Genomic DNA, 25,579 nt, shown 5'->3' on the forward strand with positions numbered 1-25,579 from the left:
GGCCTCAACTCACCCTGACACGTAGGGCGTCGATAGCGAGGAGCTTGACCGACTCCGAACAGAGCGGCAATTTTGGGGGCAATCCGTGCGCCGAATCTGGCATCGTCCTGCCGACCAGTGGGCCTTGTGACGATCGCTTCTGATCTTGGTGGATCTCTACCGACGGAGTTCAGCCCGTCACGCGTGCTGTCGTTCGCGCTAGTTTGGCCCGGCCGCTAAGAGTTGGAGTCAGCGGCAGGGTGGGGCTCGTGACTGATGAGCTATCGGTTTCAGTACCCGGCCACTATGGTGGTCGGACGAAGGTGGGGCGCCATGGTCCGATCGGCAATGGCAGTACGGCGACGGCTGGCCGGCCTCGAGTGGCTCCTGATTGCTGCGCTCGTCGCCACGGGTGTGTGGTTCGGCGTACAAGGGACGGCTGTCGCCAAGGTGGATTCCCCTACCCGACTGGGCTGGGATATCGAGATCGCCCAGACGGGAGTCGACGGTGCGCCAGGTGTTGCTCCGCAACGGGATGTCATCGTGTGGTTCTCGTGGGCCATGGCTTCCGACGGTCTCGTTGAGATCCGAGCAAATAGTTCGAGCGCTGGAGGTCTCTCAAACTCCGCGTTCACAATCATCCTCTACTGCGGCGCTCAGCTCAGTTCGCTTGATGGTGCTGCTAAACATTCTGACGGTACCGGGATTCAGGACATCAGAAGCGCCGGTGACGAGGCGGCCTGCAACGCTTCCGAACGTGGGGAAACTGAGGAACGAAAGCGTCAAGTCGTTCGTGTGGTCGGCTCAGCCTGGTTCAGTGGGATTCCGGAGGGACGATGGAGCGACTCAAGAGCTGGCCAACGGATCGCCCGGACACCCCTCGTGGGGTACTCCAGCACGAAAGGTGAACTCATCGAGGCGTCGGCCTTATCGACTGCAAGAACGGTCTTGACCGCGCCAGTAACTGAACAGTTCGACAGCGCTACCCCGCCGGAATCGGTCGAAGGCAGCGTGGTTTACGGCTCCGGATGGCCGATCATGGACCAGAACGGGAACCGCGAAACCGCCGCCGTTCAGTGGGAGACCACAGCCAAGGACGAAAACACCTTGACCATGCCTCTGGAAACGGGCATAGCGAGGTGGACGCTCCCGGAGGGCCAGGCGTTCCCGCAATGGAGTCTTCTATTCTCAGGTGTACTTTTTGGTGTCGCGGCAGCCCTGATAGTCGAATGGCCGATCGCGGCGTACCGTGCGCGACTTCGATCCAGCGCCGAAGCGGCAGCGAAAGCAGAAGCCGACGAGGGGGATCACCGGAGATAAGCGGAAGCACGAAGGGCTGAAAAAGTTCCGAAAGCAAATGCTAGCCCTGACTAACGCATTGCGTCGGACGATGATCGCTAGGCCGCCGGCAACGCGTTCGCCGTCAACCAGCGTGGCATCCGAAGAAACGAAGGCTTGACTTGTGCTGAACTCATGGCTGTGACCAGAAGCGCGCCAAAAGCCCGCAATGTGACAAGAATCGGGCCGTACTCATCCGTAACGGTGCGTACAATAGGTCCCATGAGAACCGCGGAAATCCGCGGAATTCAGCCCCAGTTGCGGGTTGGTGAACCGGCCGAGACGACTTTCAGTTGTTCTTGGTTCGAGTCCCCAGCGCTAGCCCCAGAGTTTCTGCGGAAGCCAAGGGTCTGCATCTACGCACAAACTCCCGCGGGCTGCTCCAAGCTGGTGGCTATTGCCGCCTCACAAGCCTCGTCTCGATGTCCCGAGAGTCGCAGCGATATGAGCACGCCGGCGGCCGAACCCAGGGTTGTGCGGGAGTTATGGAACTCGCGTCAGAGTAATCTTCTGGCCGAGGGCGGCAGCGAGACGACTGAGCGTGGCTGCTGTCGGGTTGCCGAGACCTCGCTCTATCCGGCTGATTTCTGCCTGTTTGAATCCCGGTAGCGCTGGACAGGGCAGGTTGGGTGAGCTCGCGGGCCTTGCGTGCTGCGGCAAGCATTGCGCCCAGTTCAACGCGACTAGCGATCTCCGCGTCAAATGTCGTGCCGGCCGCCTCGTACACGGCGCGCGTATCCTCAGACCATCCCGCCTTCGCACGGTCTGCGAGGTCCTTGAAGTTCCTTGACATGATGCCTCCTCCGAACTTCAGTATGTGGTCCAACACATAAATGGTGAAGTCTTCTTCTGGCGGTCACGGTGGGTGCGCTTCCACTGTTCGTGAATCTTCCGCGCCCTGGCGATTTCGCGCTGTTGGCGCCTGTCGGACGGGTCCTTCTTCTTGTCGTAGCCGCTGTAGAGCAGAACGATCTTTTCTCCGTGAAAGGCGCAGAACACGCGGATGAGCACCTTCCGGTCAACGATGGCAAGATCGGACGGCAGGTCGACATTCGCCTCAGAAAAGGTCGCCTGCAGTGACCTACGAACCCGGAACTCGTAGAGTCCGCCAGAGAGGGGCTTGCCCCATTCTCCGCTGCAGATATCGATGCCGTGCATGGCGAGGACATGTTCGATTGCAGCAGTCAGGACTGCCTGCCTTTACTCGCCGAGTGAAGAGTAGAAGCGGCCGAAAGAATCGCCCTCGTACTCGATGTCCCAACTGGTCATCGTCGTAGCCTCCTTCGCGTGCATGGCCAGCATGGTGGGCGGATTCGCGATCTTCTTGGACGCCTGCCCAGATCGGTCAAGCGCCGTCGTGAGCGCGGTACGGAAGCTCTGGGCTAGTTACATCCGGTCACCACATCAGGTGTTCAGCCCGAGACCAGGAGTCCGGCTCGCGCTGGGTATCGTATGTCAAACGGGTGTGGTTAGGGCAGAAGACTGGGACTTGATTCGCGCACGTTTATTCAACGTTTATTGCGTCGAGACCGGCCGAGGCGGGCCGAGGGGTTGCGATAGAAATGTGCCAAATATCGCAGGGAACTCCTGATCAGATCGAGATCAGACGAGATAGGTCTAGGTTTCGAAACGAGAGTCCCTCGGCCCAAAAGGGCCCGCCGCAATCCGCTTGTCGTTGGTTCGATTCCTACCGGGGGCACCGCACAACACCCGTGAATCCTGTTGCTCTACCCTCGGTTTGGTAGATTCGGGAAATGCGAGAACTACAGGCGCGAATCATCGCGGAGCTGAACGTGTCCCCCCATATCGATGCATCCTCCGAGGTTCGCCGCAGAGTGCAGTTCCTCGCGGACTACCTGGTCCGAACGGGGGCACAGGGCCTCGTGCTCGGCATCAGCGGGGGTCAGGATTCCAGCCTGGCCGGCCGTCTGTGCCAGCTGGCCGTGGAGCAGCTCGCCGAGGCGGGACATTCGGCCATCTTCCAGGCCGTGCGCCTGCCGTACCGGGTGCAGCGGGACGAGGAGGACGCGCAGCTCGCCCTGGAATTCATTCGTCCGGCGTCGACCGTCACCTTCGACATCAAGCGCGCCGTCGACGGCATCGAAGCGGAATTCGCCGATGCGACGGGCCGCCCGCTGCCGGACTTCGACAAGGGAAACGTCAAGGCCCGGGTGCGCATGGTCGCCCAGTATGCCCTCGCCGGCTCGGCCGGCCTGCTGGTCGTGGGCACCGACCACGCCGCCGAGGCGGTCACGGGATTCTTCACCAAGTACGGCGACGGCGGCACGGACATCCTGCCGCTGACCGGACTGACCAAGCGTCAGGGGCGAGCGCTTCTGGTCGAGCTGGGGGCGCCGGACCGGTTATACCTCAAGGCGCCGACTGCCGACCTTCTCGACGACAACCCCGGCCAGACCGACGAGGCCAACCTGGGGTTGCGGTACGAGCAGATCGACGACTTCCTGGAGGGGCTTCCCGTCGACGATCTCGTCGCCGAGACGATCGAGAACCGCTACCTCGGCACCGAGCACAAGCGCCAGGTCCCGGCATCGATGTTCGACGAGTGGTGGCGCTGACTCGTGAGAGACGTGAGCCGCCGCCGCCTCGCTCGGGAGCGCGGCGGCGGCTCACGGACGTCTAGCTCTGGAGCGGGGTGGGGCGCACTTCCAGTGCCTGCACGTCGTCGAGGAGGCGCTGGGTCTCCGTCGACGCCGAGGCCGTTCCAGAGGCGTACTGGAGCGGGGCAGGCACGGGCGCGGCCGGCGCGGCGGTGAATTGGTCGTGGTGCTGCTGGGCGGTCCAGGCATCCTGCTCGGCGAGGAGGTTCTTCTCGGTGCTGTTCTGGGAGACCTTCCACCGGTCGAGGTCGCTCTGGAAGATCTTGCGGGTGCGGCCCGGCTTGTCCTGCCATTCGACCAGGCGGTCGCGGAATTCGAGCAGCGCGGGCTCGAGCTGGTACCCGAACGTGGCCGAGGTGCGCTTGAGCTCAGCGAGCTGATGCGCGGCCCAGTTCGCGGCGACGCCCGAACCCTTGATCGGCAGGAGGCGCAGCTGCACGTCTGCCTGGCCCACCGCGCGGTCGGCCATGACCTGCTCCTGTGGCGTGAGCGAGTTCCAGACGGATGCCTCGGTCGCGGCATCCACGAGGGTGCCGATCACGGCCGCCTTGAGAGCCCGGTCGTTCTGAGCCAGGAGACGTTTGATCGCCCCGCGGGAGATCACCGTTGCCAGAAGGCTGGCGACGACGATCGAGACGATGAGCACCACGGCGCTGAAAACCATGGACTGATTGCTGGCTGCCGTGAGCCAGGATACAAAACTATTCCACCACTGCATGAGCGCACTTTACCGGCGTCTCGGCCCGATCTCCGGGAGCGGCGCGGCGTGCCCTGCGGAGAGGTGCGCGCCGTCAGCGGAAGCAGTCGGCCGCGTCGTCGATGCGCCAGAACGAACCGACGTTCATTGTGCGGGTGGCGGCGAGCAGGCGCCGCGCGGCGAAGTGGTCGCCGTCGGCCTCGGTGCGGCGCTCGATGTGCCCGAGCACCATGCCGGACCGGTTCGAGACCCGCCAGAGGCCGTCTTTCACGGGAACGAACTGAAGACCGCGGATGACCGGCAGTCGGGGTGCTGGGGACGCTGGTGTGGACATGGAATTCTCCGAGATCGACCGTATGCGGGTGAGGGTCCCCTCAGGCTACGGAGAGCCACCGACAGTGGATTCGGCGCTACCGCAGAGGTCCGTTCAGCAGAACCATGTCCTGGCTGGCCAGGTCGAGGTCCACAACCCGGTTCGGACGCGCGGTCTGGGCGACGACGATGCCCGCGAGCACAAGGACCACCCCTGCCATCTGCAGCCCGTCGAGGGACTCGCCGAGCCAGAGGAACGCGAACGCGAAGGCGAAGATCACCTCCGAGGCAGACGCGATGCCGGCCGCCGTGGCAGTCAATCGGCCGAGCGCCATGTACGAGAACAGATACGGGGCGAAGGAGCCGAACACGCCGTTCCACAGCGTCAACAGCCACAGCGGGAGAGACACCGCCCCGAGGTTGCCCGTCAACGCGACATCCTGAACCAGGGTCTGCGGCTCGATTCGCCACCAGGCGCTGAACACGAGCCAGAACGCGCTGGCGAAAAGCATGGACCAGAACGACACGGCCAGTGGCGAGGTCGCGGCGACCTGCCGCTCCCCGACCAGGAAGTACACGGCCAGGCAGATTGCGGCGAGGATTCCCGCCAGCACACCCAGGCCCGAAAGGGTGCTGGCCCAGATCTGGGCGACGACAGCCATGCCGATCAGAACGCAGCCGATGGCCAGCCAGATGCGGGATTTGACCCGCTCCTTGAAGACGAACCGGGCGACCAAGGCGACGATCAGCACCCCGGTGTACTCGAGCATGAGCGCGATGCCCACCGGCAGCAGACTGATCGCCACTGCGTAGAACCACTGGATCAGGGCGACCCCGGCCACCCCCAGCACGGCCATCACCGCGAGCTGGCGCAGGCTGATGCGGAACGCCCGCCGGTTGGTCACGAGCAACAGACCGCCGGCCAGGAAGGCCACGACCGTGACCCGGAAGAAGGTCAGCTGGGCCGGGGACAGGCCCGCCTCCACGATCACCTTGGTGGTGCTGCCGTTGAGGCCGAAGAGCAGCGACGCGAGGAGAGCGTAGAGGTAGCCCACTTCGCTCAGCCCAGACCGGTGCCGTGCACGGCGTACGGTTCGATCTCGTCGATTTCGACCTGGGTGAGGGGCGGGGCATCCAGTGCCGCCACGGTCTGCTCGAGCTGGTTCACGCTGCTCGCGCCGACCAGCACACTGGTCACCGACGGCTGGCGCAGGATCCAGGTGACCGCCAGCTGGGCCAGCGTTTGGCCGCGCTCGGCGGCACACTCGTTGAGGGCGCGGGCTCGGCCCTGGTAGGTGTCGGTGAGAACGTGCTCCGATAGGAAATCGCTCGTCGCGACCCGCGAGCCTGCCGGAACGGTGCCGTCCAGATAGCGGTCGGTGAGAAGTCCCTGTGCGAGCGGCGAGAAGACGATGCTGCCCATGCCGAGCTCGTCGAGCACGGGGAAGAGCCCGTCTTCGACGTGGCGGTCGAACATCGAGTAGCGCGGCTGGTGGATCAAGAGGGGGATCTTGTGCTCGGCCAGCGCCGCCGCCGCCGCCCGCGTCTGCTCGGGGCTGTAGCTGGAGATGCCGACATAGAGGGCCTTGCCCAGCTGCACGGCCGACGCCAGCGCGCCCATGGTCTCCTCGATGGGAGTCTCCGGGTCAGGCCGGTGGGAGTAGAAGATGTCGACGTAGTCGACGCCGAGCCGGCCCAGGCTCGCGTCGAGGGAGGAGAGCAGGTACTTACGGGAACCGAAATCGCCGTAGGGGCCCGGCCACATGTCGTAGCCGGCCTTGCTGGAAATGATCATCTCGTCGCGGTAAGCGCGGAAATCTTCGGCGAAGATGCGGCCGAAGTTGGTCTCGGCGGCTCCGGGAGGAGGACCGTAGTTGTTGGCCAGGTCGAAGTGGGTGACCCCCAGGTCGAAGGCACGGCGCAGGATGGCGCGTTGGGTCTCGATCGGGCGCTCGTGGCCGAAGTTGTGCCAGAGGCCAAGAGACAGCGCCGGCAGTTTGAGGCCGCTCCGTCCGACGCGTCGGTAAGTCATGTCGGCATAGCGGTTCGGAGCTGGAACGAAGGTCATGCCGTTACTCTAGGGGTGTGGAAACTTTTGTGGTCGCAGGTGGATGTTTCTGGTGTCTCGATGCCGTGTATCGGGTGTTGCGTGGCGTGAGCGAGGTGATTTCCGGGTACACCGGGGGAGGGGCTCCACGGCCCACGTATGAATCGGTGTGCACGGGCCGTACCGGCCATGCCGAGGCCATCGCCGTGACGTTCGACCCGGAGGTCATCCCGGCCAGTGTCATCCTCGACGTGTTCTTCACGCTGCATGACCCGACCCAGCTGAACCGCCAGGGCGCCGACGTGGGCACCCAGTACCGGTCGGCGATGTTCTATACCGACGACGAGCAGAAGCGGCTCTTCGAAACCGCTCGCACTCGCGCCTCCGAATGGTGGGGCGGCGGCATCGTCACCACGATCGAGCCGCTGGGCGAGTATTTCGTGGCCGAGGATCACCACCAGGACTTCTTCGCCAAAAACCCGGGTCAGGGCTACTGCATGGCCGTCGCGCTGCCCAAGGTGAACAAGATCCGCAAGTCCTACGCCGAATACCTTCTGTAACGGCGCGAGGTCGTGTACTCGTCGGCACCGAGTGTCGCTCGGCGCGGCGACATGAACGGGTTGTCCAGCTGCCGTGCCAGCGCTGCCGAGACCGCCGTGGGGAAACCCGGGCCCGAACGAATTCGACGGAGAATGTGCCCGAAGCGGCATTAGAAGCTGTGGGGTGACACCGACCGCGGCGCGCACCCGGACCCTCTCCGTCAGAAGCGCGCCAGCCCTCCCCAGATGTGGGGGGCGGTCATTCGGCACAGGTTCCGGATGCCGCGGCCGAGCGTCGTTGTGCCGCCGCACACTCGGAGTACGCGATCTGGGGCGGCGGAGCCAGGCACGAGCCGTCGCTTCAGGTCGCGTGTTCCGGGCAGTCGTCCGGGGCTCACAGGATGAGGGAGACCGTAATGAGCGACAGCATCACCGTGACCGGAATCGTGGCCACCACGCCCCGTCACCTCGTGACCAGTTCGGGGCTGGCTATCACGTCGTTTCGGTTGGCGTCAAGCCAGCGTCGCTTCGACCGTGTGAAACAGACCTGGGTTGACGCCGAGACCAACTGGTACACGGTGTCCTCCTTCCGGCAGCTCGCCCATAACGTGGAGCGCTCGGTGCGCAAGGGTGAGCACGTGGTCGTGGCGGGGCGGTTGCGCATCCGGCCGTGGGAAAATGCCGACCGCAACGGTACCTCGGTCGAGGTCGAGGCAGAGACCGTCGGGCACGACCTGGCCTGGTGCAGCACCGTCTACACGCGCTCGCCGTCGCCCGGCGCAGCGTCGGCGCCACACCCGACCGAGCCCACGGACGGCTTCCTACCTGCCGATACTCGCGATGCACCCCCGATGCGCGACGAGGCTGAGTCCGCGGCGCTAGTCGGGGTCGATTCCTGACGGCGGCAACTCGGCACGATCATCAGCACAGTCACCGGAATAACGTTCGGGGACACGGGGCATCTGGCAGACTCAGAGGTCTGACCGCACCGCGGTCGCGGAAGGACCACGTGCCGGCACGATCAGATCGGGAAACCCGGAGACGTCGAACCGGCATCCGTTCCCCACGTACCGGTAGCGCGTTGCTGCTCGGGCTGGCCGTCACGGTCAGCCTCGCGGCCTGCTCGGCGGCACCGGCCGCGACTTCCTCGAGCACGGCCACGGCGTCGGCGTCGGCTCGTCCGACCGCGAGCGCGGCGCCCATACCCGCGCCGCAGCTACAGCCGGAGAAGGATGCCGCGGCGAACCTGGCCTACTTCGACAGCGTCGCCACGGCGGTCGTCACCGCTGACGAGAATGCCGGCGGGCGGGCATTCGTGGACGCGCTGGGGGCCTCCGGCTTCGACCGGGCCCAAATGGAGGTCACCTTCGACGAGACGAACATCGACCTCGCAGCGGACTCGATCCAGTTCTCCGTTCGGTTCAACGGCGAATGCCTGATCGGGCAGAACGGACCGGCCACGGGCGGGTACCACAGCGCGGTCACGGCGATCCTCGCATCCGGAACGTGTCTGGTCGGGGCCACTCGGCAAATAGACTGGTAAGTACTATGGCTGAATTTATCTACACGATGGTCCGCGCTCGCAAGGCGGTCGGCGACAAACTGATCCTCGACGACGTCACCATGTCGTTCTTCCCCGGCGCCAAAATCGGTATCGTGGGGCCGAACGGCGCCGGAAAATCCACGATCCTGAAGATCATGGCCGGGCTGGACACCCCCAGCAACGGCGAGGCGAAGCTCTCGCCCGGCTACTCGGTCGGCATCCTGATGCAGGAGCCCGAACTCGACGAGACCAAGACGGTCCTCGAGAATGTCCAGGAGGGCGTCGGCCCGATCAAGGCCAAGGTCGACCGGTTCAACGAGATCAGCCTCGCGCTCGGCGAACCCGACGCGGACTTCGACGCACTGCTGGCCGAAATGGGCACGCTGCAGGAGGCCATCGACGCCGCCGACGCCTGGGACCTCGATTCCCAGCTGGAGCAGGCTATGGACGCCCTCCGCACCCCGCCGGGCGATTACTCCGTCGCCGAGCTCTCCGGCGGTGAGAAGCGCCGCGTGGCGCTGACCAAGCTGCTGCTGCAGAAGCCCGACCTGCTCCTCCTCGACGAGCCCACCAACCACCTCGACGCCGAAAGCGTGCTGTGGCTCGAGCAGCACCTGGCCCAGTACCCCGGCGCCGTTCTCGCCGTCACCCACGACCGGTATTTCCTCGACCACGTGGCCGAGTGGATCGCCGAAGTCGACCGCGGCCACCTGTACCCCTACGAGGGCAACTACTCGACCTACCTCGAGAAGAAGCAGGAACGACTGCTCATCGCGGGCAAGAAGGACGCGAAGATGGCCAAGCGCCTCGCAGACGAGCTCGAATGGGTGCGCTCGAATGCGAAGGGCCGCCAGGCTAAGTCGAAGGCGCGTCTCGCCCGCTACGAAGAGATGGCGGCAGCGGCCGAGAGCACCCGCAAGCTCGACTTCGAAGAGATCCAGATTCCCGTCGGCCCGCGCCTCGGCGCCCAGGTCATCGACGCCAAGAAGGTCAAGAAGGGCTTCGGCGACCGGGTCCTCATCGACGATCTCTCCTTCACCCTCCCGCGCAACGGCATCGTCGGTATCATCGGTCCCAACGGCGTGGGCAAGACCACGCTGTTCAAGACGATTGTCGGACTCGAGCCGCTGGACCAGGGTGAGCTGAAGATCGGCGAGACGGTCGACATCTCCTACGTCGACCAGAGCCGCGCGGGCATCGACCCGAACAAGTCGCTCTGGGAGGTCGTCTCCGACGGCCAGGACTACATCCAGGTCGGCAAGACCGAGATCCCGTCGCGGGCCTACGTGTCCACATTCGGGTTCAAGGGTCCCGACCAGCAGAAGAAGGCCGGCGTGCTCTCCGGTGGTGAGCGCAACCGCCTCAACCTGGCGCTCACCCTCAAGCAGGGCGGCAACCTACTGCTGCTCGACGAGCCCACCAACGACCTGGACGTCGAAACCCTCGGCTCGCTCGAGAACGCGCTCCTTGAATTCCCCGGCTGCGCCGTGGTCATCACCCACGACCGGTGGTTCCTCGACCGAATCGCCACGCACATCCTCTCCTATGAGGGCACCGACGAAGACCCGGCGAACTGGTACTGGTTCGAGGGCAATTTCGAGTCGTACGAGCAGAACAAGATCGAACGCCTTGGCCCGGATGCCGCGAAACCGCACCGGTCCGCGTACCGCAAGCTGACCCGCGACTAGGGCCCGCGATGAAGCTGCGCGTTCCGGTGAAGTTGCGCTGGTCGGACCTGGACGCCTACGGCCACGTCAACAACGCCGAGTTATTGCGTGTGCTCGAGGACGCGCGCATCCAGGCGTTCTGGCCGGATGAAGACGGCGACGGCCCCGGGGCGTTCGCCGGCACCGCCGTGCTGGACGGGCGCCCGGGCGCGGCGACGCTGACCCTGATCGCGCGAATGGAGGCCGAGTATCTGGCGCCGATTCCGTATCTGAGGCAGCCTCTGGACATCCGTCTCTGGCTCGGCAAGCTCGGCGGCGCCAGCCTCGAGGTCTGCTACGAGGTCTGGACTCCGATCGGCCTGGAGCCGGCGGTTCTCTTCGCGCAGGCGAGCACCACAATCGTGCTGGTGGACGCCGCGACCGAGCGGCCACGCAAGATCAACGAGGTCGAGCGCGCCGCGTGGGCTCCATACGTCGACGAACCCATCCGATTCACCCGGCGCGCGTCCCTGCCGGCGGAGTAGGCCGGCCCGGACGCAGTCCGCCTCAGCCTGCGGTGACGGCGTCGCCGGTGACGGTGACCTTCACCGGCGCCAGCGGTTCGGTCGCCGGTCCGGCAAGGGCCTCGCCGGTGGCACGGTCGAACTTCGAGCCGTGGCATGGGCAACCGAACTCGTCCTTCGCCGATTTGACCACGCAGCCCTGGTGGGTGCAGATCGCGCTGAACGCCACCACGGCGCCGGCCGTGGGCTGGCTGATCAGGATGGGCTTGCCATCGAGGGAGGCCTCGATCGAACCGCCCACGGGGATGTCGGCGAGCTTGGCTACCTCCACCGGGCCAATGTTGCCGGTGCCGGAGTCCTCGGCGCCGTCGGTGCTGCAGCCGACCAGCGCGACGGCGGTGCCGGCGGTGCCGAGCAGAAGCGCGGTGCGGCGGGAGATGTCGGTGGCGTTCGTCATGGTTCTCCTCGATCAGGCGGGCGTTCAGGGATGTTCATACACGTTCAGACACGTTCGAACACGTTCGGAGTTGCTCAGTAGACGCTCAGACCATGTGAAGGAGGCTACTCCGCGTTCGTGGGTACGCGCAGCATGCCCTCTTGGGCGACCGTGGCGAGAAGCAGGCCCGCCCGGCTGTAGATGCTGCCGGTGGAGAGCCCGCGTCCACCCTGGGCGGTCGGGGAATCCTGTACGTAGAGCATCCACTCGTCGACCCTGCCGAAGCGATGGAACCACATGGCGTGGTCCAGGCTCGCAACCTTGAGCCCGGGGGTGGCCCAGGCCACGCCGTGGCGGCGCATGACAGGCTCCATGATCGAGTAGTCGCTGGCGTATGCCAGCGCGGCGCGGTGCAGGTCAGGGTCGTCGGGCAACGGGCCCATGGTCTTCATCCACACGGCCTGGCGAGAGGTGTGCTCGCCGTCCACCTTGAGGTAGATCGGTGACGGCAGGTGCCGCATGTCGAACGGACGCTCGTTCGCCCAGTAGCGGGCGATGGAGTGGTCGACCTGGGCCAGGGCATCCGCCGCCGTCGGCAAGGACTCCGGGTCGGGCATATCGGTCGGCATCTCGATCTGGTGCTCGAGGCCTTCATCATCGTCTTGGAACGAGGCGATCATCGACAGGATCGGGTGCCCGTCCTGATAGGCCTGCGTGCGGCGGGTGGAGAAGGAGCGGCCGTCGTGGATGCGATCGACGGAGAAGGTGATCGGTTGGCCCACGTCGCCGGGGCGTAGGAAATAGCCATGCATCGAGTGCACATGGCGGTCGTCGGGAACCGTGCGCATCGCGGCGACCAATGACTGGGCGAGCACCTGCCCGCCGAAAACGCGGCCGAGCGGCATCCACTGCGACGGCCCGGTGAAGATGTCCTCGCTGGTGCGGGCGCCCGTGTCGGTGAGGTCCAGGGCGGCTAGAAGGCCCTCCATCGGCAAGTCCATGTGGCCTCCTCAGGCGCGTGGCGGTGCAGACGCGCGCGCCGGTGTGACGCGCGCCGTACCTTGGTAGTTTAGGAGCAGATGAGTAAGTCATTTTCTCTCCCAGAGTCCCTGTCCCTTCGCGACCTCCAGGTCTACCTGTCCCGCGCCAGCCGGGTGGAGGACGGTTCCGTGCGCCTCATTCAGGCCGCGGGGGTGCTCGCCGTCTACACCGCGATCCTCTATCCGCGCGGTCTCCTCGACTCCAGCCCGACCGTGCTGGGCCTGCGCACCTTCGCGCTCACCGCCCCGGTCGAGCTCGACGCGGTCGTTCCCGTGCGCTCCCTGCTGGACCGCCTCGCCCGCCTCACCGCGGCCGTGCGGGAGGACGAGGCGACAGTGACCGTAACCGTGCCGCTGGAAGTGACCACGGTGACCTGGGCCGGTATCTCGCCGCCCCAGGGCGGCTGGACCCTGCTCGGTGAAACGGATGCCGTCCTGCTCGACGGTGCGGCGCAGGCAGGCATCGAGGAAGTCGCCGCCGTCATCCCGGCGGGAACCGGCGGGCAGATCGTGCAGCGGGTGCGCTCCGAAGTCTGGAGCCGCCCGATCCCCGGCCTGGAAATCGTGCCGGCCGGCGCCGCCTTCGCGGCCGTCAGCCTCGGTTTCCTGCCGAAAAACGAGCCCGTGCGCCTGTTCGAGACGGGCCTGTGGACCCGGCTGAGCACGAGCCGCGGCCACATCCTCGTGCGTCGCAAGCCCTGGTCGCTGAGCCGCTGACTATTCGCTGGGTGTTCGCACCCTGCCCCGAACGAATTCGACGGAGATTTTGCCCGGATCGGCCTTAAACTGGCCGAGAATCGGCTCAAACATCAAAATCTCCGTCGAATTGGTTCGACACCGGGCGCTGACTCGGCGACACGCGGGCGTCCTGCCACAGCCGGGTGAGCACGTCGGCCGCCGGTTCCTCGCGGGCAAAGCGGAAACCGGTGCCCGCCCAGAGGGCGAGCCCGTCGGCGTCGCCGCGTCGACCCGCATCCGCCCTGAGGCCACTGGTGAGATGGTTCACCTGCGGATAAGCCCGGGGCGCGGTGGCGTCGTGCTCGATGATGAACGCGTTGCGCAGACCCCGTGCCGGACGCCCGGAGAACGCGCGCGTGACCACGGTGCGATCAAAGTTCGGGTCGACGAGCGCGTCCTTGTGCGCCTGATGGGCGCCGGACTCCGCGGTGCGGAGGAACGCCGTACCCAGTTGCACGGCGTCCGCGCCGGCCGCCAGGAGCGTCGCGATCCCAGCACCGGAGTGGATGCCCCCGGCCGCGATGAGCGGCAGAACCGCCAGGTCCGAAATGGCGCGGACCAGTTCGATCAGGGGGGTGGTCTCCGGTTCTTCGGCCGTCGTGAAGGTCGCCCGGTGTCCGCCTGCTTCCGGGCCCTGAACGCAGAGCAGATCGACTCCGCGTTCCTCCGCGAGTACCGCCTCCCGAACCGAGGTGACCGTGGCGATCACGCACGCGTCGACGGCGTGCAAACCGTCCACGGCCTCGGCCGGCGGCAACCCGAAGGTGAACGACACCACGGGGACTCGGTGCCTGATGAGAAGGGCCACCTTGGCGGAGAACCAGTCATCGTCCGCGGTTAGTGTCGGGGGCAATTCCACGCCGTGTTCCAGCGCGGTCGCTGTCAGGCTCCGGCGGTAGGCATCGACTCCGGCCCGGTCGGTCAGTGGCGGCCCGGGAACGAACACGTTCACGCCGTACGGCGTTCGCGAGCCCTGATGCACGTCGGCGATCTGCCGGGCCAGCGCATCCGGGGTCTTGTACCCAGCGGCCAGGAACCCGAGGCCGCCGCCCGCGCTGAGGCTGCGCACCAGGGCCGGGGTGGACGCGCCACCGGCCATGGGTGCCGCGATGATCGGAATGCGAAGGTCCTTCAGGCTGAACATTGTCTCTTTCCGGTGTGTGGGTGCGTACGTCACAGTGTGCGAGGCGCCTCGTGCGTTCGGTGTTTCGGGCCTATCCCGCCGACGCCAGCAGCGCCGCCCAGAGGTCGGCGCGGGCGTGGAACGCGCCGAGGTCCCGCCCGAGCAACTGCTCGGCGTGGCTGATCCGGCCGCGCACGGTGTGTCGGTGCACGCCGAGCTCCGACGCGGCCGGGCCGAACTGGCCGTTGTGCTCGAGCCACACCCGCAGGGTGGGGAGCAGCGCCGTGCCGTGGGCAGCATCGTGGTCGGAGACCGGCCGGAGGGTGGCGCGGCCGACCTCCGAGGCATCCGTTCGGGCCAGGAACGCGAGCACGCCCTGCCGTGAGATCATCTCGAATTCGACGATGCCCGCTGCGCCTTCGTGGGCGCGCTCGAGCGCCTGTCGGGCCTGGGCCGCCGCGTGCGGCAGGGCACGGTAGGCGCTCCGGTCGGAGACGCCCACGTGCAGGCCGAGGCCCACCAGCTCGGCGAGCACCGGATCGGCGGCGAGATCGACGACGAGCAGCACCTGGCCGCCGTCGCGGGCGAAGAACAGGTGCCCGGGGCGCTCCTCGACCCGCAGTTCGAGCAGCTCGGCCAGAGCGTCCCAGCGTTCGGGCGGCGGGGAGACGACGGCGACCCGTACCGGCTCGGCCGGGAGGGCACCCCAAAGCTCCCGGGAGATGCTCTGCACCAGCGGCAGGTCGCCGCCGAGCAGCGCCTGCAGCAGCCCGGACCGCAGGTGGCCGCGGGCGCGACCCTGAGCGCTGTTCTGTTCGAGTGCGAGCCCGGCGAGGGCGATGACGCTGGTCACCACCTGCTGGCTGGCCTGGTCGAGCAGGGTGACGCCGCCGAGGGCCAGCACCCCGCGCAGCTGGCCCTGCCGCCCTAGGGTCTGCAGGGTCAGGGTCTCGCCGCCCTCGTCGAGGGTGGTGCCGGCCCGCTGCCCTCGGCGGAGCAGCCGGCCGGCCTCCGCCTGCACCTGCGGCAGCGCGGGGGAGGAGGCGGAACCGGAGAACGCGTCGCGGGGGAAGACCCGGTCGAGCGCGCCGCTCGCGTCGAAGAGCGCGACCCAGTGGCCCAGCTGCCGGGACAGCTCGCTGAGAATGTTGCTCAGGCCGTCGGGTCGGAGGGCCGCGTGCGAGATGGCCCGCTGGGCGTCCAGCGCCCAGGTGTTGCGGGCGTAGCGCAACTCGGCGACCAGGTCGCCGGCCGCACGCGCCACCGCGATGAACGGAGTGTCATAGGGCACCTCGATCAGGGGCAGCCCCTCGGCAAGGCAGGCCGCAACGAGGGCCTCCGGCGTGCCGGCGCGCACGACCTCCGTGCCGAAGCCGAGACAGGCGATGCAGCGGGCCGTGAGCCGGCGCACGTAGTCGCGGTAGTCGGCATCCGTCATCGGGTCGGCGAACTGGGTGCCGGTGGTGAGGAGCACCTGGCTGGCGGAGAGAAACGGCGTCGGGTCGGCCAGGTCGGAGCCGTGCACCCACTCCACGGGCTGGTCGAGCGCGTGTGCCGGCAGCTGCGGCTCGGCCGTGAGCAGGCGCAGCTGGAGGCCGGGCTGGGCCAGCAGGCGGCGCACGGTGGGCAGGAGCGGCGGGGCCAGGTTCGGAGCCATGCGACGAGTGTACAACGTGGCGAAAGTTCACCCGGGCGTTGTACACGGTGCCGGATGTCGCGGGTGGCCGCCCTGAGTAGCCTTCTGGAATCGGTATCGTCGCCGGCCCCGCGCCGATGCAACAGCCAGCGAACTGGAGCAGCAATGACCCTCGTAGACGCCCTTTCTGTGATCCCGGTCGGTGGACCGTCCCTTCCCCAGGAACGCCGCCTGGTCACCGCCATCCCCGGGCCGAAGTCTCAAGAGCTCGGACGTCGCAAGGTCGAGGCCGTCTCCGCCGGGGTGGGCGTGACCCTGCCTGCCTATATCGTCGCGGCCGGCGGCGGTGTGCTTGTCGACGTCGACGGCAACTTCCTGATCGACCTCGGCAGCGGCATCGCCGTGACCGGCATCGGCAACAGCGCCCCCGAGGTCGTGGCCGCCGTGGCAGCCCAACTGGCCCAGTTCACGCACACGTGCTTCACCGTGACGCCCTACGACTCGTACATCGAGGTGGCTGAGACGCTCAACCGGCTCACCCCGGGCGACCACGCCAAGCGCAGTGCCCTGTTCAACTCCGGCGCCGAAGCCGTGGAGAACGCCGTCAAGATCGCCCGGCACTACACCGGCAAGCAGGCCGTCGTCGCCTTCGACCACGCGTACCACGGCCGCACCACCCTGACCATGGGCCTCACCGCGAAGAACCAGCCGTACAAGAACGGCTTCGGCCCCTTCGCCGCGGAGATCTACCGGGCACCCACGTCGTACCCCTACCGTGACGCCGGACTCGACGGGGTCGGGGCCGCCCGGCGCGCCATTTCCCAGATAGAAAAGCAGGTCGGCGCCGACAACCTGGCCGCCCTGATCATCGAGCCGATCCAGGGTGAGGGCGGCTTCATCGTGCCCGCACCGGGCTTCCTTCCCACCCTGGTGGACTGGTGCCGCACCAACGAGGTCGTCTTCATTGCCGACGAGGTGCAGACCGGCTTCGCCCGCACCGGCGACCTCTTCGCCAGCGACCACGAGGGCATCGTGCCCGACCTGATGGTGATGGCCAAGGGCATCGCCGGCGGCCTGCCGCTCTCCGCCGTCACCGGCCGCGCCGAGATCATGGACGCGCCGCAGGTCGGCGGCATCGGCGGCACCTACGGCGGCAACCCGCTCGCCTGCGCCGCGGCCCTGGCCACCATGCGCAGCTATGAGACCGAGAACCTGGCCCAGCGCGCCCGTGAAATCGGCGCCATCCTGACCGGACGGCTGAACGCCATCCGTGCCGTCGACAAGCGTGTGGGCGATGTGCGCGGGCGAGGCGCCATGATCGCCATCGAACTGGTCGACCCGGTGACCGGAGTCCCGGATGCCGCCCTCACCGGCCGCGTCGTGGCCGCCGCCCACGTCAGGGGCGTCGTGCTGCTCACCTGCGGCACCTACGGCAACGTGATCCGCTTCCTGCCGCCTCTGAGCATCTCCGACGACCTCCTCGTCGAGGGCCTGCAGGTGCTGGCGAGTGTGCTCGCCGCCGCCTGAGCCCTGGCTCCGCGGTCTCCTGCCCGAACCCGACGGGGGCACAGGGCGATCAGTCATACTGGGGGAACGCCGCGGGGAGGGTGGCGGAAACGCCCTTTCTGCACGGCCTTCACCCCTGATAAAAATCTCATTCGCATCTCCCGTATCGCATCGGAAAGAGACTCATCGTGTCCACTCGTGAAACCGAACTGCTCGCCCGCGTCCCGGACGGCCTCTACATCAACGGCACCTGGCAGCAGGGTGGCGGTAAGGCCATCGAGGTCACCGACCCGGCGACCGGTGCTGTGCTCAAACGGATCGCGAACGCGGATGCCGCCGACGGCATCCGTGCCCTCGATGCGGCCGTCGAGGCGGCCGAGTCGTGGGCGGCCACCGCGCCGCGTGCGCGGGCCGAGATCCTGCGCCGTGCCTTCGACCTGCTGCAGGAGCGCCGCGATGACTTTGCGCTGCTGATGACCTTGGAGATGGGCAAACCTCTCGCCGAGGCCAACGGAGAGGTCACCTACGGCGGTGAGTTCCTGCGCTGGTTCAGCGAGGAGGCCGTGCGCATCAGCGGTCGCTTCGGGCTGAACCCGGAGGGAACCGGCACGATGGTTGTCTCGCAATATCCGGTCGGACCGTGCCTGCTGATCACTCCGTGGAACTTCCCGCTGGCCATGGCCACCCGCAAGATCGCCCCCGCGCTCGCCGCCGGCTGCACGGTCGTCGTGAAGCCCGCCGAGCTGACCCCACTGACTACCCTCTTCTTCGTACAGCTGCTCGAAGACGCCGGAGTACCGGCCGGCGTCGTCAATGTGATCACCACGTCGACCTCGTCCGCCGTTGCCGGGCCGATCATCGCCGACCCCCGGCTGAGGAAACTCAGCTTCACCGGGTCGACCCCCGTGGGCCGCAAGCTCATTCAGCAGGCGGCCCAGGGTGTGCTGCGCACCTCGATGGAGCTCGGCGGCAACGCCCCATTCGTCGTCTTCGAAGACGCCGACCTGGACAAGGCCGTCGAGGGCGCGATGCTCGCCAAGTTCCGCAACATCGGGCAGGCCTGCACCGCGGCCAACCGTTTCATCGTGCACGAGTCCGTCGCCGCCGAGTTCGCCCGCCGCCTGACCGAGCGAGTCGGCGCGCTGAAGATCGGCCGCGGCACCGAAGCCGGCGTCACCATCGGCCCGCTCGTCAGCGAGGCTGCCGTCGCCGGCACCGACGCCCTCGTGCAGGACGCGCTGGCCCACGGAGCCACCCTGCTCGCCGGCGGCAAGCGCCCCGAAGGCGCCGGCTCCTTCTACGAGCCCACCGTGCTGACGGACGTGGCCCCGGCCAGCGCGCTCCTGACCGAGGAGATCTTCGGCCCGGTCGTCGGCATCGTCACCTTCGCCGACGAGGCGGAGGGCGTGCGCCTGGCCAACTCCACCGAGTACGGCTTGATCAGCTACGTCTACACCCAGGACCTCGCCCGCGGGCAGCGGATGATCGCCAAGCTTGAAACCGGAATGATGGGTCTGAACACGGGCCTGGTCTCCAACGCGGCGGCACCGTTCGGCGGTGTCAAGCAATCCGGTCTGGGCCGTGAAGGCGGGCTCGAGGGCATCCAGGAGTACCTGTCCACCAAGTACACCCTCATCCCGGTCTCCTGACCGGCGACGTACCTATTTTTCACCTGCTTCCCCACCACCAGAACGCAATGGAGCACTCCGTGAGCATCATCGAACGTGACATCGTCATCATCGGCGCCGGGGCATCCGGCCTGACCGCGGCGACCGAGCTGCGGAAGGCCGGCCTGACCGTGGCCGTGCTCGAAGCGCGCGACCGCGTCGGCGGCCGCCTCCACACCGACGACATCGACGGTGCCATGCTCGAGATCGGCGGCCAGTGGGTTTCGCCCGATCAGGACGCACTCAAGGAGACCATCGCCGAGCTGGGCCTCGAGACCTTCGCGCGGTACCGCGAGGGCGAAAGCGTCTACATCAACGCCGCGGGGGAGCGAACCCGGTTCGAGGGCGAGATCTTCCCGGTCTCGGCCGACACCGAGCGCGAGATGGTGGCCCTGATCGCCACTCTCGACGAGCTCGTGGACCAGATGGACCCCGACCGTCCCTGGGCACACCCGCGTGCGGTGGAGCTCGACCAGATCTCCTTCCGGCGCTGGCTGGAGCAGGAGACCGACGACCAGGAGGCCCGCGACAACATCAGCCTTTTCATCGCCGGGGCCATGCTGACCAAGCCGGCGCACGCTTTTTCCACGCTGCAGGCCCTCCTGATGGCGGCCAGCGCCGGCAGTTTCAGCAACCTCGTCGACGCCGACTTCATCCTCGACGAACGGGTCGTGGGCGGGCTGCAGCGGGTGCCGATCCTGCTGGCCGAGAACCTCAGTGACGACGTCTTCCTCGGGCAGGCCGCCCGCACAGTGCGCTGGGGCGACGCCGGCGTGAGTGTGCTCACCGACGACCTCGAGGTGCGTGCGCGTCGCGTGATCGTTGCCGTTCCTCCCGTGCTCTACACCCGGATCTCCTTCGATCCGCCGCTGCCGCGCCGCCAGCAGATGATGCACCAGCACCTCTCGATGGGCTTCGTGATCAAGGTGCACGCGGTCTACGAGACCCCGTTCTGGCGGGAGGACGGCCTCTCCGGCACGGCCTTCAGCCCCTACGAGCTCTCCCACGAGGCCTACGACAATACCAATTTCAACGACCCGCGCGGCACCCTGGTCGGCTTCGTCTCCGACGAGGCCGCCGACGGCGTGTTCACCGTCTCGGCGGAGGAGCGCAAGCAGCGCATCCTCACCTCGCTCTCGCACTACTTCGGCGAGAAGGCACTGTCCCCCGTCGTCTACTACGAGAGCGACTGGGGCACGGAAGAGTGGACCCGCGGCGCCTACGCGGCGAGCTTCGACCTGGGCGGGCTGGCTCGCTTCGGCGCGGACCTGCGCACACCGGTCGGCCCGATCCTGTTCTCCTGCAGCGACCTCGCCGGAAAGGGCTACCAGCACGTCGACGGCGCAATTCGGATGGGACGCGCAGCGGCCGCAGAGATCGTCGCCGAGCTCGACTCGTAAAGCAGGCGCCGAGAGCGGGTGCGCTGCTACTCGTCGAAGGTGTTGAGCATCGCGAAGGCCGCGCGCTCGAGGTAGTCCCAGAGCTGGTCGCGCTGCAGCGGTGGTAAGGCGGCCTTGTCGACGGCGGCGCGCATGTGGTTCAGCCAGCGGTCGCGGGAATCCGGGTTCACCTTGAAGGGCTGGTGCCGTTGGCGCAGCCGCGGGTGGCCGCGCTGCTCGCTGTAGGTGGTCGGGCCACCCCAGAACTGCTCGAGGAACATGGTCAGACGCTCGGCGGCCGGGCCCAGGTCATCCTCGGGGTACATCGGCTTCAGTACCGGGTCGGTGGCGACGCCGCGATAGAACTCGTTCACCAGATTCTCGAAGAACGGCCTACCGCCGACCTGCGCGTAGAACGTGGGGCCGATCGCGGTGCCGTTCTCGCCCTCGCGCAGGTGGACCGCACCGGGCGTGGCAGGAGTGGGGGCGCCGGGGTCATTCGTCATCGTGAGTCTCCGGATCTGGTGCCGTGTGCGTGGGTGCCTCGGTCTTGGGTGTCGGGGCCTTGGGTGTCGCGGTCTTGGGTGTCGCGGTTGTGGGTACAGCCGGGTCTGCTCCGGAAGCATCCGCTGACGCTGTGCGCGGGTGTGCCTCCTGGGGCAGCGCGGTCGCGGCGTTCCTGGGTCGGCGGGGTGCGCGGGGAGCCTTTTTCTTCCGCACCGGGATCGGGGCGGTGAACGGGCCGGTGGTGAGGTCCGGCATGGCCGCGGCTGCTTCCGCGGCCGCGTCGGCCGTTCCATCGGAGCCGGGGTCGGAGCCGGCGGCGACCGCGCCATCCGTGCCGGCCATGACCACGCTGTTGAGCGGAGTCAGACCGATGCCGAGCCCGTCCAGCGCCTTCTTCAGGTGCAGGCGCAGGTCGCGGGCGAAGTCCCACTTCGCCGCCACCCGGGTCTTGACGACGAGGCGCACGACGAGGGCCTCGGCGGAGATCGACTCGAGTCCCCAGATCTCCGGCTTCTCCAATATCACCGACCGCCACTTGCGGCTGGAGGCGAGCGCCTTCGCGACGCGCAGCAACTCGTTCTGCACCGCCTCGACATCGGACGAGTAGGGGATGGCGAGGTCGATGATCACGCGCGCCCAGCCCTGGGACATGTTGCCGACGCGCAGGATCTCACCGTTGCGCACGAACCACAGAGTGCCGTCGATGTCGCGCACCTGGGTGACACGGATGCCGACGGTCTCCACGACCCCGGAAGCGAAGCCCACGTCGACGATGTCGCCCACGCCGATCTGGTCCTCCACGACCATGAACAGCCCGTTCAGGATGTCCTTGACGATGTTCTGCGCGCCGAAACCGAGACCGGCGCCGAGCGCGGCCGTCAGCAGGGCGAAGGAGCCCAGGATTTCATTGTTGATGATGTTGACGATCAGCAGGATCGTCACGATCAACAGGGTCACGTTGATGATATTCGAGAGCACCGAACCGAGGGTGCGGGTGCGCTGCACGACGCGCACGGCGGCTAGCGGCGAAACGCTCAGCGCCTGCGTGTCCTCCACGTTCTGGGTCTTCTTGACCCCCGTGACGATCTGTTGCACGACGCGGTCGATCACGAAGCGCAACACCCACCGGGTGACCAGCGCGGCCACAATGATGACGACGATATTGATGACCCTGAGCCACAGGTCGATTGTGAAGAATTGAATCAGTTCAAGCCAGATTGCGTCAAAGTCCATAACGATCCGAGTCTACAGAGCCGCGTCCTGTCCAAGTCCTGAGTCCGCGGCTCCGCACCCAGCCGCACCCTGCCGACCTCTGCCACCCGCTCGAACGAATTCGACGGAGATTTCTGACCAGATGACGAGCTGAACCGGTTTTGTGCGGCTCGGGGAGCAGAAGCTCCGTCGAATTTGTCAGGGCCGAGGGCGAGGGCGGATGCGGCGTGGGGCACGCACGGCGCGGGCGGGCGGATGCCTCGGCGCGGCTACTCCGCGTCGCGCGCCTGGGCGGCGAGAGCGCGTTCGACCCCGGCCAGGTTCTCGATCACCAGGCGACGCAGCGCGAGCGGCTCCGGGTTGGCGTCGAGCCACGTTCGCGTCGCGGTGACGAGCGCCTGGTCAGCCAGTGGCGCCGGGTAGAGGCCGAGCACCAGCTTTTCCGCGATGGAGAAGCTGCGGGCGGCCCAAATCGGCTGCAACATGGTGAAGTACTGCTCGACGAACGGCTCCAGCAACGTGATGTCGTTGGCCCGCAGGAAACCGGCTGCCGTGACCCGCACGATGGTGTTCGGCGCGGTGTCCACGTCGATCAGAGATGACCAGGCGGCTTGCTTGCCCTCCAGGGTGGGGATGGCGGCGCGGGCCTGCGCGGCCGACTGGGCGCCGGTCGCGGTGTTGTCCGCGGCCAGCGCTGCGTCGATCTCAACCGCGCCGGCCTTGCCGCCGGCCACGAGGGCGATGAGCAGCTCCCAGGAGAGGTCGGTGTCGATCTCGAGGCCGTCGAGCGGTGCCGTGCCACCCCGCAGCGCGGCAACGGATGCCAGCTGGCTGTCGGTCGTCGCGATGGCGGCGAAGAACTTCACGAACTGGAACTGCTCGTCGCTGCCGGCGTCGGCGTGGCGGGCGAGGGACCAGAGCGCGTCCCCGACCTCCTTGACTGTACTCGTGCGGAATTCCTCGCCGACGTAGTACGAGGCGGCGAGCACAACCTGGCCGAGCACGGTGCGTAGCGTGGTGGACTCGGATTCCGTCGCGACGTTGCCGAGCACAAGCGTGATGAAGTCGCGCGCCGAGGTCTCGGCGTCGCGGGTGGCGTCCCAGACCGCGCCCCAGATGATGGCGCGGGCGAGGGGGCTCTCGATCGCGGAGAGGTTCTCGAGGGCCACCTCCTGCGATGCCGGGTCGAGGCGGATCTTGGCGTAGGCCAGGTCATCGTCATTGAGCAGAACGAGGTCGGGTTGTTGGCGGCCGAGCAGTGACGGGACATCCGTCTGCTCGCCGTCGACGTCGATCTCGATCCGGTGCGTGCGCACCAGGGCGCCGTCCGTCCGGTCGTAGAAGCCGATGGCGAGGCGGTGCGGGCGGATGGTGGGGTAGTCGGCCGCGGCGGTCTGCAGCACCGTGAAGCCGGTGATGGTGCCGGACGTGTCCACGGTGATCTCGGGACGCAGCGTGTTCACGCCCGCGGTCTCGAGCCACAGCTTCGTCCACTCGGTGAGATCGCGGCCGCTGGAGGCTTCGAGCAGGGCCATCAGGTCGGTCAGCTCGGTGTTGCCCCACTGGTGCTTCTGGAAGTACGCGGCGACGCCGGTGAAGAATTCGTCGCGGCCGACCCAGGCCACAAGCTGCTTGAGCACGGAGCCGCCCTTGGCGTAGGTGATGCCATCGAAGTTGACCTGCACGTCTTCGAGGTCGTTGATCGTGGCGGTGATCGGGTGGGTGGAGGGCAGCTGGTCCTGCTTGTAGGCCCAACTCTTCTCCATCACGGCGAAGGTGGTCCACGCTTCGGTCCACTCGGTGGCCTCGGCGGTCGCCATGGTCGACGCCCACTCGGCGAACGACTCGTTCAGCCACAGGTCGTTCCACCACTTCATGGTGACGAGGTCTCCGAACCACATGTGCGCCAGTTCGTGCAGCACGGTGACGACGCGGCGTTCCTTGATGGCGTCGGTGACCTTGGACCGGAACACGTACGTCTCCGTGAAGGTGACCGCGCCGGCGTTCTCCATGGCGCCCGCGTTGAATTCCGGCACGAACATCTGGTCGTACTTGTCGAACGGGTACGGGTAGTTGAACTTGCCCTCGAAGTATGCGAAGCCCTGGCGGGTCTTCTCGAACAGGTAATCCGCGTCGAGGAACTCGAACAGGCTTTTACGGCAGAAGAGCCCGAGCGGGATGATGCGGGCGTCGCTGGACGTCAGCTCGCTGCGCACGACTGCGTAGGGGCCGGCGACGAGGGCAGTGATGTAGCTGGAGATGGTGTGGGTGGGGGCGAACGCCCAGGTCTTGTGGCCGCTGCCGGCATCCGTCGGCTCGGGCGTGACGGAGTTGGAGATGACTTCCCAGGCGCCGGGGGCGGTGACGGTGAAGGCGAACGTGGCCTTGAGGTCGGGCTGCTCGAACACGGCGAAGACGCGGCGGGAGTCGGGCACCTCGAACTGGCTGTACAGGTAGACCTCGTTGTCGACCGGGTCGACGAAGCGGTGCAGGCCCTCGCCGGTGTTCGTGTACTCGGCGTCGGCGACGACGGTGAGCGTGTTCTCGGCGGCGAGTCCGTCGAGCTGAATCCGGATGCCGTCACTGACGAGTGAGGGGTCGAGCGCGGCGCCGTTCAGCGTCACCGAGTGCACGGTGCGGGTGATCGCGTCGATGAAGGTGGACGCACCGGGCGTCGCGGTGAAGTGCACCGTGGTCTCGCTGCCGAACGTTTCCGGTCCGGTCGTGAGGTCAAGGGTGACCTCATAGCTCTGAACGGTGATGAGCGCGGCGCGCTCCTGGGCTTCGATCCTGGTGAGGTTCTCTCCGGGCAACGGTTTCTCCATCTCGGTTTCGCGGTCTGCACGCGCGCCGACGCTTGTGGCGCAGCGCGCGAATAATCAGCCTAGCCAAGGAATATGGTGTCTGCACAAGGGCAAGCACCGACCCGCGGGCCGCGACGGGCGACCGGTACCGTGAGTTCGCTGACGTGGGGGCGCGCGGCATGAGCGCCCGCCATGACGCGTGGGCGTCGAAAGTGTCGGACGACCCGGCGACCTCCGCTCCGATCGACCGGCACGCGGCACCGAAACGGCTTCGTGCTCTCGCCCGAT

General features: G+C 67.1%; 23 protein-coding genes. 11 read left to right on the plus strand and 12 right to left on the minus strand.

Annotated elements, in window-relative coordinates:
- Positions 1 to 312: 312 nt before the first annotated feature.
- Positions 313 to 1,299 (plus strand): hypothetical protein, encoded by a 987-nt coding sequence (locus E3O18_RS11005; RefSeq protein ID WP_134393953.1) that lies wholly within the window; start codon positions 313 to 315, stop codon positions 1,297 to 1,299.
- Positions 1,300 to 2,127: 828 nt separating this feature from the next.
- On the opposite strand, the gene E3O18_RS11015 is transcribed toward E3O18_RS11005, so the two are convergent.
- Positions 2,128 to 2,475, minus strand: coding sequence for a hypothetical protein (locus E3O18_RS11015; RefSeq protein ID WP_134393951.1), 348 nt, complete (start codon positions 2,473 to 2,475; stop codon positions 2,128 to 2,130).
- A 596-nt stretch (positions 2,476 to 3,071) separates the two neighbouring features.
- On the opposite strand from E3O18_RS11015, the gene nadE reads away from it, so the two are divergent.
- Positions 3,072 to 3,893, plus strand: coding sequence for an ammonia-dependent NAD(+) synthetase (gene nadE / locus E3O18_RS11020; protein ID WP_104103276.1), 822 nt, complete (start codon positions 3,072 to 3,074; stop codon positions 3,891 to 3,893).
- Between the two features lie 61 nt (positions 3,894 to 3,954).
- Here nadE and E3O18_RS11025 read toward each other — a convergent pair whose 3' ends face one another.
- The 4 genes from E3O18_RS11025 to mgrA all read right to left on the minus strand — a co-directional run bounded on the left by E3O18_RS11025 (position 3,955) and on the right by mgrA (position 7,012).
- Positions 3,955 to 4,653: a hypothetical protein gene (locus E3O18_RS11025; RefSeq protein ID WP_134393950.1), complete on the minus strand. Its 699-nt coding sequence runs from the start codon at positions 4,651 to 4,653 to the stop codon at positions 3,955 to 3,957.
- A 73-nt stretch (positions 4,654 to 4,726) separates the two neighbouring features.
- Positions 4,727 to 4,966 (minus strand): hypothetical protein, encoded by a 240-nt coding sequence (locus E3O18_RS11030; RefSeq protein ID WP_134393949.1) that lies wholly within the window; start codon positions 4,964 to 4,966, stop codon positions 4,727 to 4,729.
- 76 nt (positions 4,967 to 5,042) lie between these two features.
- The gene (locus tag E3O18_RS11035; RefSeq protein ID WP_166784621.1) at positions 5,043 to 5,999 is read right to left on the minus strand and encodes a DMT family transporter; all 957 of its coding nucleotides are present in this window, start codon (positions 5,997 to 5,999) and stop codon (positions 5,043 to 5,045) included.
- A gap of 5 nt (positions 6,000 to 6,004) precedes the next feature.
- Positions 6,005 to 7,012 carry an L-glyceraldehyde 3-phosphate reductase gene (gene mgrA, locus E3O18_RS11040; protein WP_134393947.1) on the minus strand — a complete coding sequence of 336 codons (1,008 nt, stop codon included), beginning with the start codon at positions 7,010 to 7,012 and terminating at the stop codon, positions 6,005 to 6,007.
- Positions 7,013 to 7,029: 17 nt separating this feature from the next.
- On the opposite strand from mgrA, the gene msrA reads away from it, so the two are divergent.
- The 5 genes from msrA to E3O18_RS11065 all read left to right on the plus strand — a co-directional run bounded on the left by msrA (position 7,030) and on the right by E3O18_RS11065 (position 11,264).
- The gene (gene msrA, locus E3O18_RS11045) at positions 7,030 to 7,551 is read left to right on the plus strand and encodes a peptide-methionine (S)-S-oxide reductase MsrA (protein WP_134393946.1); all 522 of its coding nucleotides are present in this window, start codon (positions 7,030 to 7,032) and stop codon (positions 7,549 to 7,551) included.
- Between the two features lie 395 nt (positions 7,552 to 7,946).
- The gene (locus E3O18_RS11050; RefSeq protein WP_134418101.1) at positions 7,947 to 8,429 is read left to right on the plus strand and encodes a single-stranded DNA-binding protein; all 483 of its coding nucleotides are present in this window, start codon (positions 7,947 to 7,949) and stop codon (positions 8,427 to 8,429) included.
- Positions 8,430 to 8,539: 110 nt separating this feature from the next.
- A complete protein-coding gene (locus tag E3O18_RS11055; RefSeq protein ID WP_241978176.1) occupies positions 8,540 to 9,073 on the plus strand; it encodes a hypothetical protein in 534 nt (177 codons plus the stop codon).
- Positions 9,074 to 9,078: 5 nt separating this feature from the next.
- Positions 9,079 to 10,761 (plus strand): energy-dependent translational throttle protein EttA, encoded by a 1,683-nt coding sequence (gene ettA / locus E3O18_RS11060; RefSeq protein WP_134393944.1) that lies wholly within the window; start codon positions 9,079 to 9,081, stop codon positions 10,759 to 10,761.
- 8 nt (positions 10,762 to 10,769) lie between these two features.
- Positions 10,770 to 11,264, plus strand: a complete 495-nt coding sequence (locus E3O18_RS11065; RefSeq protein WP_104103299.1) for a thioesterase family protein — start codon at positions 10,770 to 10,772, stop codon at positions 11,262 to 11,264.
- 22 nt (positions 11,265 to 11,286) lie between these two features.
- Here E3O18_RS11065 and E3O18_RS11070 read toward each other — a convergent pair whose 3' ends face one another.
- Both E3O18_RS11070 and E3O18_RS11075 read right to left on the minus strand, forming a co-directional pair.
- Positions 11,287 to 11,700 (minus strand): Rieske (2Fe-2S) protein, encoded by a 414-nt coding sequence (locus tag E3O18_RS11070; RefSeq protein ID WP_134418102.1) that lies wholly within the window; start codon positions 11,698 to 11,700, stop codon positions 11,287 to 11,289.
- Between the two features lie 104 nt (positions 11,701 to 11,804).
- On the minus strand, positions 11,805 to 12,680 hold the full coding sequence (locus E3O18_RS11075) for an acyl-CoA thioesterase II (RefSeq protein ID WP_241973545.1): 876 nt from the start codon (positions 12,678 to 12,680) through the stop codon (positions 11,805 to 11,807).
- A 78-nt stretch (positions 12,681 to 12,758) separates the two neighbouring features.
- Between E3O18_RS11075 and E3O18_RS11080 the strand changes: the two genes are divergently transcribed.
- Positions 12,759 to 13,436 (plus strand): hypothetical protein, encoded by a 678-nt coding sequence (locus tag E3O18_RS11080; RefSeq protein WP_134393942.1) that lies wholly within the window; start codon positions 12,759 to 12,761, stop codon positions 13,434 to 13,436.
- An 85-nt stretch (positions 13,437 to 13,521) separates the two neighbouring features.
- Here E3O18_RS11080 and E3O18_RS11085 read toward each other — a convergent pair whose 3' ends face one another.
- The gene (locus tag E3O18_RS11085) at positions 13,522 to 14,601 is read right to left on the minus strand and encodes a nitronate monooxygenase (protein ID WP_134418103.1); all 1,080 of its coding nucleotides are present in this window, start codon (positions 14,599 to 14,601) and stop codon (positions 13,522 to 13,524) included.
- 70 nt (positions 14,602 to 14,671) lie between these two features.
- On the minus strand, positions 14,672 to 16,237 hold the full coding sequence (locus tag E3O18_RS11090; protein WP_134418104.1) for a PucR family transcriptional regulator ligand-binding domain-containing protein: 1,566 nt from the start codon (positions 16,235 to 16,237) through the stop codon (positions 14,672 to 14,674).
- A 144-nt stretch (positions 16,238 to 16,381) separates the two neighbouring features.
- On the opposite strand from E3O18_RS11090, the gene gabT reads away from it, so the two are divergent.
- The 3 genes from gabT to E3O18_RS11105 all read left to right on the plus strand — a co-directional run bounded on the left by gabT (position 16,382) and on the right by E3O18_RS11105 (position 20,789).
- Positions 16,382 to 17,743, plus strand: a complete 1,362-nt coding sequence (gene gabT, locus E3O18_RS11095) for a 4-aminobutyrate--2-oxoglutarate transaminase (RefSeq protein ID WP_134418105.1) — start codon at positions 16,382 to 16,384, stop codon at positions 17,741 to 17,743.
- Positions 17,744 to 17,907: 164 nt separating this feature from the next.
- Positions 17,908 to 19,371 (plus strand): NAD-dependent succinate-semialdehyde dehydrogenase, encoded by a 1,464-nt coding sequence (locus tag E3O18_RS11100; RefSeq protein ID WP_134393938.1) that lies wholly within the window; start codon positions 17,908 to 17,910, stop codon positions 19,369 to 19,371.
- 59 nt (positions 19,372 to 19,430) lie between these two features.
- Positions 19,431 to 20,789 (plus strand): NAD(P)/FAD-dependent oxidoreductase, encoded by a 1,359-nt coding sequence (locus E3O18_RS11105; RefSeq protein WP_241976949.1) that lies wholly within the window; start codon positions 19,431 to 19,433, stop codon positions 20,787 to 20,789.
- A 26-nt stretch (positions 20,790 to 20,815) separates the two neighbouring features.
- Here the strand turns inward: E3O18_RS11105 and E3O18_RS11110 are convergent, their stop codons facing one another.
- The 3 genes from E3O18_RS11110 to pepN all read right to left on the minus strand — a co-directional run bounded on the left by E3O18_RS11110 (position 20,816) and on the right by pepN (position 25,300).
- On the minus strand, positions 20,816 to 21,196 hold the full coding sequence (locus tag E3O18_RS11110; protein WP_174722058.1) for a globin: 381 nt from the start codon (positions 21,194 to 21,196) through the stop codon (positions 20,816 to 20,818).
- Positions 21,197 to 21,263: 67 nt separating this feature from the next.
- The gene (locus E3O18_RS11115) at positions 21,264 to 22,508 is read right to left on the minus strand and encodes a mechanosensitive ion channel domain-containing protein (RefSeq protein WP_198410600.1); all 1,245 of its coding nucleotides are present in this window, start codon (positions 22,506 to 22,508) and stop codon (positions 21,264 to 21,266) included.
- Between the two features lie 248 nt (positions 22,509 to 22,756).
- Entirely contained in the window at positions 22,757 to 25,300 is a 2,544-nt protein-coding gene (gene pepN, locus E3O18_RS11120; protein WP_134393935.1) for an aminopeptidase N, read from the minus strand.
- Positions 25,301 to 25,579: the final 279 nt, after the last annotated feature.

The organism is Cryobacterium sp. TMT2-42-4 (assembly GCF_004402645.1).
Taxonomy (GTDB): domain Bacteria; phylum Actinomycetota; class Actinomycetes; order Actinomycetales; family Microbacteriaceae; genus Cryobacterium; species Cryobacterium sandaracinum.